Here is a 12,188-nt window from a genome sequence, read left to right on the forward strand (position 1 = left end):
TTTCCAAGGATATCCTTTGTCCATTCGCGAGAGGAGGAAAGCCCTCAGATCCCTCAGACTGGCTCACCCGCTTGGGCAGATTTTGAAAAGAAGCTCTTAAGCAAAGGTTCTAAAAGCCTGACGGCAAGGTGACGGTGATGGTTTGATTCGCTGCCTCATAGTCGATGCGGCATCCGAGCAAGCCGGCCAACACCCGCACCGGAACCTGAACGCGTCCGTCGATCAGTAGAGCCTTTGTCTGAACAAGCACCGGCTTTCCGTTAACGGAACCGATCAATCTCCCGACAGGAATACGAACCGTCAGCCCCTTCCGTTCAAACGTCGCCTCCTGAGCGGCTGCATTCCAGGATACCTTTGCTCCAAGCGCCGCTCCCAGGTCTCTCAGAGGAAGGTAGGCCGCGCCATTCTGCAATAGCGGCTTGGCAGACATGGGGAAGCGGGACGTCCCGTTCTCATACACGGCCGCCCCGATTTGAAAGCGAACCTTACCCGAGGCATTGCCGTTCACCACGCTGCCTCCCGTTTGACCCTCCCCGCTCTTCCCGGTCTCAAACGTCCATTGCTTCGTATACGTCTTGCGGCTGCCATCCTTAAAGACGGCTTCCAAGACGATCTTCGCCTGGTAGCGGGCATTCGCCTTTAACGAGGTTTCGGGCAGGAACAGCACTTCATTCGAAACAAAGGCATCTTGCTCGGAGCTGTTCGTTCGAAGAGGAACGACCTCTCCCGAATCCTGCTTCAATGTCCCTTCCACCGGAATCACACGCACCACATTCTCTCCGTGAACGCTTGCCACGATCGGGTACCCGATGGGATAGGACATTCCCGGATGAAGGCGGAGCGGATCGGGCACCTCATGGCCTTCCCAGTCCGGTGCAACGTCCTTGCCCATCGGCGAGACGACAAGCTGAGGAGAAGCAGAAGGACTCTCCGCACCAAACAGCAGAACGTGATAAGAGCCTGAACGCGCATAGCCGATCTCCTTTACCGACGGGTCCAGGAAAGGGATGCGGTGATAAGGAGCGGCGTACAGCTCGGCAACGGCGGTCGATGCTGTTCCGTTTGGCTGCATGCTGATATCTTCATAGACTCGAACGTTAGCATACCCGTAGTATGCGATCCGATCCGAGAGGGAACGCCCGAAGAACTGCGGCTTGCCCGGGACCTCTTCATGGCTAACCGTTTGATTCACCGCTAGATAGTCGGCATGGGAGGAAGCCGTTCGGTTCAATTTGTCATTCCAGATGACCGGAGACAACCCGAGGCTCGACCGGAGCTGGTTAACCGCCTTCATGGCTTCCTCTCTATCAGATGACGGAGTTGAGTCAATGGACGCCGTCTGCACGGTCTCCGCCTTTACAACGAAGCTCCAGGAATAGGTTTTCGGAAGGTAGCCTTTGAACTGCAGGACCAATTCAACGGAGTAAGCCCCTGCCGCCAGGTTGGTTGGCGGTGTATAGAGAAACGAGGACGTCTGCGAATGATAAGAGACCGGAACGGATTGGTGGTTCACCTTCATTTGATAGCCGGAGAGTGACAATCCGGGGAAGGTGACCTTCATCTGAATGTCCGGGCGGGCGATGCCGATTGTTCCAGAAGGAACCGCAGGCCACGAGTAGATGGCGGCTTGCTCGGCTCCCGCGATCGGAAGACTTGTGAAGAAGAGAACAAGAATAAGCGATAACGATGAAATTCTGCGGGCCCAACGGAATCCTTTCCAACTCGCTGCCAATACGGCGCCTCCTTCGACAAATCCAGCGTAGGCAGGCAAAGCGCGAACGTCCTTGCAGCCGCACCTCACCCCATCTTTACTATAAAAAAGGCATATTCTGTCGTCTATAGGAAGGACGGGCTCTCCTTGTCATTTTTTGCTAGGAATTCCGTCTCATCTTGCGGCTCCTGGCGAGATTCTTGTCGTTCGTCCGGCGACCAGCGAATATGAAAAAGCCCGCACGATCGGGGGATCGCGCAGGCTTCTTGATAAGGCAGTCTACTACTCTTGCTCTTGTTCTATCTTCGGGAGATCGATCGTGCGGCTCATCGCGGCGGAGAGAAGAACAAGCGCCGCTTGCGCCATCGCCTCCTCCTTCAAGTCGAACAGCGGATGGTGATGCGGATAGCTCGCCCCTTCTCCTCCCGCTCCCACGAAGAGAAAACAGCCGGGGATGCGCTCCAGGTAATGGGAAAAATCCTCCGCCGGCATCGTCATCTCCGCTTCCTGAACGGCATCCGGGCCAAGCACCGCAGCCGCCGCTGCTAGGACGCGTTCGGTTTCTGCCGGAGTATTCACAACAGGCGGGTACCCGACTTTGTAAGTCAAGGTGTACTCGGCTCCAAACATGGAACAGGTGTCCCGGATGATCGTCTCCACTCTCTCTCGGGCGAGCTTGCGGCTGTCCGCATCAAATGTGCGAACCGTTCCTTTCAAGACGGCACGGTCCGGAATGACATTGTAGCTGTTGCTGCCCGCCTGAAGTGTCGCAAGAGTAACGACGCCTGGGCGAATCGGGTTCAGGCTGCGGCTTACGACCGTCTGCAGGTTGACGGCAAGATGTGCCGCCACAATGAGGCTGTCCACTGTTTCATGCGGCAGCCCGCCATGGCCGCCCCGGCCGCGAATCTCCAGATCAAAGTCGTCCACCGACGCCATGAACGGACCGCTGCGCGTGGCGACGATGCCGGCGGACAGCGGCGTCCACAGATGAACGCCGAAGATTTCGTCGACGCCGTCGAGCACTCCGTCCTCGATCATCGCCTTCGCCCCTCCAGGGGCTACCTCTTCCGCCGGCTGGAAGATGAGCTTGACGCTTCCCTTCCACCGCTCTTTCGTCTCGACCAGTACCTTGGCTGCACCGAGGAGGGCGGCCGTATGACCGTCGTGCCCGCAGGCGTGCATGACGCCAGGCACCTTCGAAGCGTAGCTGCAGCTCTTGTCGTCTTGAATGGGCAGGGCATCCATATCGGCACGCAGGGCCACCGTAGGACCCGGTTGTCCACTGTGGATCAATGCGGTTACCCCATACCCGCCAATCCCCGTCTTGGCCTCAATGCCAAATTCCTTCAGCTTGTCTGCCACAAAGCTCGACGTTGAATCCTCCCGGTAGGATAGCTCCGGGTATTGATGCAAGTGACGCCGCCACCGGACCATCTCCGGGTAGAGCGCCGACACCCTCTCTTTCATGATCGTCCACATACCGATTTTCCCTCCCGCTTTCCTCTGCTAACCAGTGTAGCATATCTGAGCGGCACCTGACTGCCTCCTCCCGCCAAATGATAGGCTTCCGGCCCCGGTCTGACGCAGATTTCTTTTACGCAAGTAGCTTGCGGTCCGCGGGTAAAGCGTCTATCATTACTTTTGAAAGGGGGCTCTCCATGGCGAATCGTCCGAAACGAAATCCACCTGATTTTCTGTTTCTTTTTCTCACTATTGCCCTGACCGCATTCGGCCTTCTCATGGTATACAGCGCAAGCGCCATGGTTTCGACCTTCGAGCGCGACGGCGACTCTCTCTTTTATACGATTCGGCAAGCTTCCGCCGTGATGCTCGGCCTCGTCCTGATGATCATCTGCATGAATTTGTCGCATACCAAGCTGCGCAAGCTTGTCTTCCTGTTTTGGGTCGGCACCCTCGGCCTGCTCGTCCTCGTCCTTGTGATCGGGAACGGCGATGAAAGCTTCGGTGCGAGAAGCTGGATCGACCTCGGTCTGTTCAACCTTCAGCCCTCTGAATTGGCCAAGCTGGCCATCGTGCTCTACCTTTCCGTCGTCATCTCGAATAAAGGCGAGAAGATGCAGGACTTAAAGAAGGGACTCATTCCCTGCCTCGTGATCATCGGCATGACAAGCGGCCTCATCATTCTTCAACGGGACTTCGGAACAGCCGCCATTCTGACGCTTGGCGCCTTCTCCGTTCTCTGGGTTGGGGGAATGAGAACCAAGCATCTCTTCGGCATCGGCAGTCTCATGACGCTGGTCACGATCGCCTATCTGTTCATGCCCCTGCTGACGAGTCAAACGAACGGGCTTTACCGGATCGCTCGGTTTAAGACATTTCAAGACCCGTGGCTTGACCCGACGGATACCGGCTATCAAATGATCAACTCGCTCTACGCCTTCGGTCATGGGGGCTTGAGCGGAACCGGTATTGGCAACAGCATTCAAAAGCTGCACTTTCTGACCCAGGCGCACAGCGACTTCATCTTCGCCATCATTGGGGAAGAGCTGGGCTTCCTGAAAGCAGCCGTCTTCCTGGTCATTTATGTCGCCTTCATCTGGAGAGGGATCCTGATCTCCCTTCGCAACCCGGACAAGTTCGCCTCCCTCGCCGGAACCGGCATCATGCTGATGATGGGCATCCAAGCCCTCATTAACCTGCTCGGCGTGACGAACACCATCCCGATGACCGGCGTCACCCTGCCGCTGATCAGCTACGGCGGCTCGTCTGTGCTCGCCACGCTCATGTCGATCGGAATCGTGCTCGGCATCTCGCGGGAGCAGGTTACGCCTTCCCGCAGCCAAGCGAAGCCGGCCCCCGGCAATCGAAAGCGAACCGCATCCGATCCATCCACCCGTTCCCGATCTGCCCTACCCGGCAGATAATAGAAACCGCCCAAGGCTTGCAAGCCTTGGGCGGTTTTGTTTGCATACACACATGGGATGGATAAACAGGTCACTTCAAACGAAGAGTCTCGTCCGAAGCTGCTTCTTCTTCCCGTTCCTTCATCGAGACACCCTCGACCTTGACGTTCACTTCCACCACGCGAAGTCCGGTCATGTTCTCCACCGCTTCCCGTACGTTGAGCTGCAGGTTTCGGCAAACTTCGTGAAATCGCCATCCGTATTGAACAATGACCTTCAAGTCGATGGCCGCTTCCAGCTGCCCTACCTCTACCGAAACGCCCTTCTGGACATTTTTCCCACTCAGGCGCTTGGCTAGTCCTTCCGACATCCCTCCCGACATGGCAGAGATGCCTGGTGTATCGATCGCCGCCATTCCGGCGATGGTGGAGACCACATCGTCCGATATCCGGATAAACCCGGTTTGTTCCACATTCTCCATACAGCTCACTCCCTTCCTCTACCTCCATTATACGAAGTTCGACGCGACTCAGTCAATGAAGCGCTTGCTCGCGGGAATCGACAATTGCGACACCCCTCAACTTGTATTAGAATGGAAGCTGCATGTGAAAAACAGGAAAAAATCGTTGGAACGGGGGAACCGGCTTGTCAGCTTCATGGGTCAAAAAAAATGGATTTTACGCTGGGCTGATCTTTACCTTCGCCCTGAGCGCCGTCGCGCATTTTGCCGCGTGGAACACGACTCTGCAATTCGTGCTTGCCTGCGTGGCCATCATCTTCGTCGCCGGCTTCCTGGGCAAGGCGACCGAAAGCGTGGCCCACTATGCCGGGGATCGGGCGGGAGGCTTCCTGAACGCCACATTCGGCAACGCAGCGGAGCTCATCATCGCCATCATCCTCATCAAGGACGCGGTGAATGGAAAGCCTGAGCTGTTCGAGGTGGTCAAGGCGAGCATTACGGGTTCGATTATCGGGAACCTGCTGCTCGTTCTCGGTGCGAGCGTTCTGATCGGCGGACTGAAGCACAAGGAGCAGCGATTCAACGAGAACATGGCGGCGCACAATTCCTCGCTCATGCTTCTGGCTGTCATTGCGCTGTTCATGCCCGCCATCTTCCACAAGGACATCACCGGCATCCACATGAACGAGTTTAGCCTCGTCGTCGCCGGCATCCTGATCGTCTGCTATTTTCTGTGGCTGTACTTCTCGATGGTTACGCACAAAAACATCCTGGGCGAAGAGCAGATTGAGCATGGGGAAGCGCAATGGTCGAAGGGCAAATCGATCTTCTTCCTCGTCCTCGCCACCGCTCTCGTCGCCTTGGTCAGCGAGTGGCTGGTCGGCAACGTCGAAGCGGTCACCGAGCGCTTCAATCTCTCCGAGCTGTTCGTCGGCGCCTTCCTGATCGCCATCATCGGCAACGCGGCGGAGCACTCCGCTGCCATCATGCTGGCGATGAAGAATAAGATCGGCGCTTCCGTGGAGATTGCCGTAGGCAGCAGCCTGCAGATCGCCTTGTTTGTCGCTCCGGTGCTCGTATTCATCAGCTTTTTCCTCGGGCAGGAGATGGACCTGGTGTTCAGCCTCTATGAGCTCGCCGCGATCGGGGTGGCCGCGCTAATCGCCATCTCCATTTCTCGGGATGGCAAGACTCACTGGTATGAAGGCGTTCTGCTGATTGCCGTCTACCTCATCCTGGGCCTCGCGTTCTTCTTTCTGTAAGACTTGATTCGAAGCGACAAAAGCAGCTCTCGATCCAAACAAAGGCAGTCTTCCGCCAGGCGAACCCGCCTTGAGAAGACTGCCTTTTTGCATGCTATTCTTTCGCTTCAAGCGATCAGCCTCTTGAATCGACCGATGAGGAGAACGAGCGAGCTCTCCTGCAAGCAAAAAACGCAGCACGCCTTATGCGGCGACTGCGCTTCATCCCGATGATCCGGCTAATTCGAAGCGTTCTGTGCTTCGATCAAGTTCGCCAGGTTTCTCTCCAGCTTGTTGAGAAGCTGTCGTCCTGCCATCTCCGAAATCAGTCCGGCCCGAACGGCGAAGTCTACCTCGCGCGACAGCCCGTACATCTGGGTGTCCAATACTTCCTCGTAGAGGGGACACTTCCGGGTGGTCAGATTCTCCATCTGAATCTCGATTAGCTTCTCGATCTTGTCCGCATCCTCTTGAAGAAGCGTCAAGGCCCTCTCGTTTATGTTCAGCAGCAGATCCGATGACATCAGGTTCCCCCCCGTCCGTTACAAATGATGCATAGTTCTATATTAGTCGAAACAACCGGAATATACAAGAGAAGCGGGGGGTACGGGCCTTTCAGCAGCCAAAAAACAAAAACCGAAGCCCATGGGCTTCGGTTTCGGAATGCTCTCGCTTATTCCGCTACGATCTTGACGTCAAGGCTGTGCTTTTCGAATACGGCGCCCATCGCCTTCTTGGCTTCATCGGCGTCGGAGCCGTGTACATGAAGCTCATATTGTCCGCCGCCTACGAGGGTGGTGAACAGGCCAAGGATGCTCTTCACATCGATATACTTGTTGTCGTATTGAAGCACGATCGAGGAACGGAATTGGTTAGCGGTTTGAGAAATCTCTACAATTGCCGCATTGTTGGTCATGCGAATCCCTCCATTTGGACTTGAGTTTGCCTCAGTATGTAGGTTCTACCCACATGATACCTTGGATAGGCCTGAAAGCGCAACCTGGATTTTTTTAGCCATTTTTTTAAGGGGTGAAACAATGGAGTTATCCGGTCTTGATCTGGTTTTTACCCGCGCGCTTCGCTTTGTAGAGCGCCATGTCAGATCGGTAAAAGAGCAGCTCCACGCTCACCTTGTCGTCCGTCGCAGACCAGTCAGATACCCCGCAGGATACGGTCACGCCCGGATTGGTCTCGGCATTCACCCGCCCTCGAATCCGCTCGGCCACATTCATCGCCTGCTCCACCGAAACGTGCGGCAGGTAGATCGCCAATTCCTCTCCGCCCCAACGGGCTGCGATGTCGGATTCCCGAATGCACGAACGGGTGATGGTGCTCACCTGAATCAGGACCTTGTCTCCAATCTGATGTCCCATCGAATCATTAATCCGCTTGAAGTCGTCAATGTCTACGACGATGAGGGAGCCGCACTGGTCCGAATCCTGGTGCCAGCCTACCTGCTCGTCGAGGTATTTTCTCGTATAGAGACCGGTCAGGTTGTCCGTGATCACCATTCGGCGCACCTCCGCGTGCAAGGATGCATTGGAGATGGCCAGTCCGATCGGGCTCGACAAAACCGACAGCAGCTTGAAGTTATCATAGGTAAAGAAGTTCGGGCTGTGGTGAGCGATCAGAATCACGCCGACCACCTCTCCGTTGGTGAAGATCGGGGATGCGATGAGCGACCGGCAGCCCGTGTTCTCCATAAACACCGAGCGGATCAGGGAATGACGGGAGTAGTCCGATTCGATAATCGGCTCGCGCGTTCGAATGACAACGCCCGAAAAGCCCTCGTTCTTCGCGACGAGCTCCCCGTTCAGATCCGCGATGTTGCTCACCCGCACCAGCAGCTGATCCTCTCGCTGGCTCTGCTGCAGGATGCAGCAATAGTCGGCATCAAAGATGTGCAGCAGTTCGGCTACCGCATAATCAAAAATCTCATCCAGCCGCAGGCTCTGGTTCAATCGCTTGGTCAGCTCGTTGATCAGGCGCAGCTCGTTCACGAGAAGGTTTGACTGCTCGTACAGCTTACCGTTCTCAAATGCCGTGCCCGCGGCTTGGGAGATCGCCCATACGGCCTCGCAATCCTCCGGAGAGAACAGGACGGCCTTGGCTTTAAGATGAAGAACCCCGTACGCTCCCTGCTTGCCGATCATGGGAGCCGCAACCTCGGATACATAACCGTCCTCCCGTTCCCCCAAGAGGACCTTCTCCTCCATGAACGCTCGCATGCACAGGTCGTTGTTCACGTCAAAGATGTTGAGCGGCTTGACCGGCAGTCCGATCTTGGGTTCATCCTGCGATAGCAGGAGGTCAACCTCCGCATCGGGGAAAAGCTCCTGAATCTGAAAGATCGCTTCGGAGAGCACGCGTTCCACATCGATCAGCGAGAACAGCTTTTCTACAGAACGAAACAGCGTCTCCTTGCGGAGCACGAGTTCTTCCTCTCGGGCCAGACGCTCGGCAAGCGCCTCCTTCTCCATCCGCTCCGCCTCCAGCTGCAAAAAAAGAGGAAGCAGCGGCAGGTGCCGACGAAAGAAAGCCCCCGGTGCACCGCCGGAAGAGTGGGCTCCAATGACCGCTGAAGGTTGTCCGTCCCCGCTCCGAAGGGGTATCGCAACGGCCTCTCCCTTGCTCACCGGACGCTTGGAACGCTCCGCAAGTGCGATGAGATCGAGCACCTCCTGCGCCGATTCCAGCATCCAGACTTCCGAAGGAGCGTAGATGAGAGGCATTCCATCAATCACGCACAGAGACAAGGGCTCTGCTTCCGGCCCGGCCAGCATGAGCCATCCTCGATAGGCCGGTTCCACCTTGACTGCGTGCTGAACCCAACGGTGAAATGCTTCCGTCCAGATCTTTCGCGATGAGCCCGCTGAGCCGCTGCTGATTTCTATTGTAAAGTCCGGAGGAGGGACGAGTTGCTCGTCCCCCCCCGAGCCTGACGGATTCCCTAACGTCAAGCAGAGTTCGTCTTCCATAGAAAGCTTCTCCTCTTTCCACGTCACTCTTTCCATCATACTATAGAATGGCACGCTTACGCATTAGGTCTGGCGTATTTTTTCCAGCGGAAAACGCGGTCTTTTTGTTCCCGGGGGATATTCGCAATCTCAAAAGTCAGACTTGACAGGAGGGCGCTTGATCTACTAAAATTAGTTGTTGTTTGAACGTAAATTACGTTCCAGTTGTGTACGGAGTGTTCACCCTCACTGATTTTGTCGCCAAAGGGGCAGCGGCTGAACTCCCCCTTGGGAAGGAAACTTCGATGACAAAGTCGGGCACTCGGAACCAACGCCACTTTTGTTTCGATATCCAGACAAAATTATGAGTTGAAGGAGCAATTGATACATGGCCCGTTACACTGGACCCAAATTTAAATTGAGCCGCCGCCTCGGAATCTCCCTGAGCGGAACTGGCAAAGAAATCGCAAAGCGCAACTTCCCTCCTGGCCAACATGGCAATAACCAACGCCGCAAAATCAGCGGTTACGGCCAACAGCTTCTTGAAAAGCAAAAGCTGCGCCACATGTACGGCTTGAACGAAAAACAATTCCGCAACCTGTTTGATAAAGCGTCCAAGATGAAAGGGATCTCCGGTGAAAACTTCATGATCCTGCTCGAAAGCCGTCTGGACAACCTCGTATACCGTCTTGCCTATGCGAACTCCCGCGCCGGCGCTCGCCAGCTCGTCTCGCATGGTCACGTTACGGTCAACGGCAAGAAAGTCAACATCGCTTCCTACACGGTTAGCGTTGGCGACGTAATCGGCCTTCGCGAAAGAAGCCACAACCTGGCTTCCATCAAGGACGCCATTGCAGGCCGCAACCACATCCCGCAATACCTGGACTTCAACGAGCAAGCCATGGAAGGCAAGTTTGTCCGCCTGCCGGAGCGCGCCGAGCTGTCCCAAGAAATCGACGAAAAGCAAATCGTCGAATTCTACAGCCGTTAATTCACGGCTCTCGATCCGCTTAACCAAAAGCATGGATGCGATACAACGAAAGTTGTTCGCCTCCATGCTTTTTTTGCTATCGATACTGATGGAATGCGTTCAGCCATTTGCAATTGTTTTTGACTTTTGGAGCAAGGATTACAAGGACTTCTTGTGTGCTTTACAGCGCAATAAATTAGTTCATGCAGCATTTACAGAAAACGAACGGTACTTAACGGAAGTAAGCAGGATAATGGACACTGGATTAGGCAGAACCTCCACCCGGTATGAAATTGCCTATCGCGCTGGTGGATTGATAAATGTATTGTCAATGTGGATCGCCGATGACTTCAGCCCATCTTCCGACGAGATGGCTGTCAGGATGGCGAGGGTATTGATCTAGCGTGTGCCTGCAAAATGAAAATGAGCAGAAAAAGACGCAGCCCTTGGGGCTGCGTCTTCTTTGTTCTCGTCCGATGACGAGCATGAATCGAATGGCATCGCTGCGAAATCAGCTGCCGAAGCGGACGAGGAAGTAGTTCTTCTTCCCGCGGCGTACGATCAAGTAGATCCCGCCGATCCGCCCAAGCTCGGATGCCTTGGCATCCACCTGCGTCACCTTCGTACCGTTGACGGTTACGGCTCCGCTGTCGATGTCCTGGCGGGCTTGCCGCTTCGAGGGGGCCGCCTTCACTTCCACCAACAGATCGACGAGCGGCAGCTCTTCGTCTGCGATCACCGTGGACGGCGCGTCCTGGAAGGCTTCCTCGACTTCGCTTTGGCTTAGCTCGCTTAAAGCTCCGCTGAACAGAGCTTGCGTGATGCGAAGAGCACTTGCGAGCGCCTCTTCCCCATGCACGAGCTTCGTCATCTCGGTCGCCAGCACCTTTTGCGCCTCGCGCTTTTCCGGCTCGCTTGCAACCGCGGTCTCCAGCCGGGTGATTTCTTCCTTCGGCAGGAAGGTGAAGTATTTCAAGAACTTGATGACATCGAGGTCGTCCGTGTTGATCCAGAACTGGTAGAACTGGTACGGAGAGGTCTTCTCCGGGTCGAGCCATACCGCATTGCCGGCGCTCTTCCCGAACTTGGTACCGTCGCTCTTCGTAATGAGCGGCATCGTAATGCCGTATGCCTTGTTCCCGGACTGCTTGGAGATCAGATCAAGACCCGCTGTAATGTTCCCCCATTGATCGCTTCCGCCCAGTTGAAGGGTGCAGCCTTCCCGCTCGTTCAACTGGTAGAAGTCGTAGGCTTGCAGGATCATGTAGCTGAATTCGGTGAAGGAGATGCCGTTGGCGATCCGAGAATCAACGGAATCCTTCGCGAGCATGTAATTCACCGTGAAGTTCTTGCCGATGTCCCGCAGGAAGTGGATCAGCGGGATCGATCCCAACCAATCGTAGTTGTTCACGATCCGAACGGGGTTGTCGAGCTTCTCCGAGAAATCGAGGTAGCGGGACAGCTGCTGGCGGATCGACTCGGTAAACCCGTGAACGACGTCCTCCGTATTCAAGCTGCGCTCCGAAGAGCGGCCGCTCGGGTCACCGATCATGCCGGTGCCTCCCCCGACCAGGGCAATCGGGTGGTGTCCGGCCTGCTGGAAGCGGCGAAGGGTCAAAATCGGCAGCAGGTGCCCGATGTGCAGGCTGTCTGCCGTTGGATCGAATCCGATGTAGAGGGTGACCTTCTCCTCCGCCAGCTTCTTCTCAAGCTCTTCCCGGTGAGTCGTCTGGTAAATAAGCCCACGGTACTCCAGGTCATGTAAAATGTTCGTCATGGCTAAGACCTCTTTTCAAAAAGATGTAATTTCCGTCGATTTTCTTGCCGAAAAGCGAAACCTTTCCCTTTGTTTCAGCGTCTTACCATACAAAAAAGAGCCTTCAGACGCCCCACTAAAGGGGCGAGAAGACTCGGTTCTCGCGGTACCACCCTCATTTATTCAATCGCACCCCAGCAAACTGCGATTGAAAAGCGATTGACAT

The 12,188-nt window shown here is 55.5% G+C and carries 10 protein-coding genes; 3 read left to right on the forward strand and 7 right to left on the reverse strand.

The genetic code is table 11. The annotated features are described in order from the left end of the window. Positions 1–109 precede the first annotated feature (109 nt). Both AAFN83_RS19210 and AAFN83_RS19215 read right to left on the reverse strand, forming a co-directional pair. The gene (locus AAFN83_RS19210) at positions 110–1,732 is read right to left on the reverse strand and encodes a stalk domain-containing protein (RefSeq protein ID WP_347772365.1); all 1,623 of its coding nucleotides are present in this window, start codon (positions 1,730–1,732) and stop codon (positions 110–112) included. 261 nt (positions 1,733–1,993) lie between these two features. Further along, complete coding sequence (locus AAFN83_RS19215) at positions 1,994–3,193, reverse strand: M20 family metallopeptidase (protein WP_347772367.1); 1,200 nt, start codon at positions 3,191–3,193, stop codon at positions 1,994–1,996. Positions 3,194–3,372: 179 nt separating this feature from the next. On the opposite strand from AAFN83_RS19215, the gene ftsW reads away from it, so the two are divergent. Further along, positions 3,373–4,599, forward strand: a complete 1,227-nt coding sequence (gene ftsW, locus AAFN83_RS19220; protein WP_347772369.1) for a putative lipid II flippase FtsW — start codon at positions 3,373–3,375, stop codon at positions 4,597–4,599. Positions 4,600–4,669: 70 nt separating this feature from the next. Here ftsW and AAFN83_RS19225 read toward each other — a convergent pair whose 3' ends face one another. Then, positions 4,670–5,059 (reverse strand): Asp23/Gls24 family envelope stress response protein, encoded by a 390-nt coding sequence (locus AAFN83_RS19225; protein ID WP_347772371.1) that lies wholly within the window; start codon positions 5,057–5,059, stop codon positions 4,670–4,672. 164 nt (positions 5,060–5,223) lie between these two features. Between AAFN83_RS19225 and cax the strand changes: the two genes are divergently transcribed. Further along, the gene (gene cax, locus AAFN83_RS19230) at positions 5,224–6,300 is read left to right on the forward strand and encodes a calcium/proton exchanger (RefSeq protein WP_347772373.1); all 1,077 of its coding nucleotides are present in this window, start codon (positions 5,224–5,226) and stop codon (positions 6,298–6,300) included. Between the two features lie 218 nt (positions 6,301–6,518). On the opposite strand, the gene AAFN83_RS19235 is transcribed toward cax, so the two are convergent. From AAFN83_RS19235 to AAFN83_RS19245, 3 genes are all read right to left on the reverse strand, one after another. After that, positions 6,519–6,803, reverse strand: a complete 285-nt coding sequence (locus tag AAFN83_RS19235; protein ID WP_347772375.1) for an Fpa/YlaN family protein — start codon at positions 6,801–6,803, stop codon at positions 6,519–6,521. Positions 6,804–6,952: 149 nt separating this feature from the next. Beyond that, a complete protein-coding gene (locus AAFN83_RS19240; protein ID WP_347772377.1) occupies positions 6,953–7,195 on the reverse strand; it encodes an HPr family phosphocarrier protein in 243 nt (80 codons plus the stop codon). A 127-nt stretch (positions 7,196–7,322) separates the two neighbouring features. Further along, a complete protein-coding gene (locus tag AAFN83_RS19245; RefSeq protein WP_347772379.1) occupies positions 7,323–9,257 on the reverse strand; it encodes a diguanylate cyclase domain-containing protein in 1,935 nt (644 codons plus the stop codon). A 367-nt stretch (positions 9,258–9,624) separates the two neighbouring features. Here AAFN83_RS19245 and rpsD point away from each other — a divergent pair, with 367 nt between their 5' ends. Next, complete coding sequence (gene rpsD / locus AAFN83_RS19250; protein ID WP_347772381.1) at positions 9,625–10,227, forward strand: 30S ribosomal protein S4; 603 nt, start codon at positions 9,625–9,627, stop codon at positions 10,225–10,227. A 490-nt stretch (positions 10,228–10,717) separates the two neighbouring features. On the opposite strand, the gene tyrS is transcribed toward rpsD, so the two are convergent. Then, positions 10,718–11,983 carry a tyrosine--tRNA ligase gene (gene tyrS / locus AAFN83_RS19255; protein ID WP_347772383.1) on the reverse strand — a complete coding sequence of 422 codons (1,266 nt, stop codon included), beginning with the start codon at positions 11,981–11,983 and terminating at the stop codon, positions 10,718–10,720. Positions 11,984–12,188: the final 205 nt, after the last annotated feature.

It is taken from the genome of Gorillibacterium sp. CAU 1737, assembly GCF_039888655.1.
GTDB lineage: Bacteria > Bacillota > Bacilli > Paenibacillales > NBRC-103111 > Gorillibacterium.

Coding starts and splice junctions, on each gene's coding strand:
- AAFN83_RS19215 (WP_347772367.1), bottom strand. CDS start 3,193: ATGTGGACGATCATGAAAGAGAGGGTGTCGGCGCTCTACCCGGAGATG.
- ftsW (WP_347772369.1), top strand. CDS start 3,373: ATGGCGAATCGTCCGAAACGAAATCCACCTGATTTTCTGTTTCTTTTT.
- AAFN83_RS19225 (WP_347772371.1), bottom strand. CDS start 5,059: ATGGAGAATGTGGAACAAACCGGGTTTATCCGGATATCGGACGATGTG.
- AAFN83_RS19235 (WP_347772375.1), bottom strand. CDS start 6,803: ATGTCATCGGATCTGCTGCTGAACATAAACGAGAGGGCCTTGACGCTT.
- AAFN83_RS19240 (WP_347772377.1), bottom strand. CDS start 7,195: ATGACCAACAATGCGGCAATTGTAGAGATTTCTCAAACCGCTAACCAA.
- AAFN83_RS19245 (WP_347772379.1), bottom strand. CDS start 9,257: ATGGAAGACGAACTCTGCTTGACGTTAGGGAATCCGTCAGGCTCGGGG.
- rpsD (WP_347772381.1), top strand. CDS start 9,625: ATGGCCCGTTACACTGGACCCAAATTTAAATTGAGCCGCCGCCTCGGA.
- tyrS (WP_347772383.1), bottom strand. CDS start 11,983: ATGACGAACATTTTACATGACCTGGAGTACCGTGGGCTTATTTACCAG.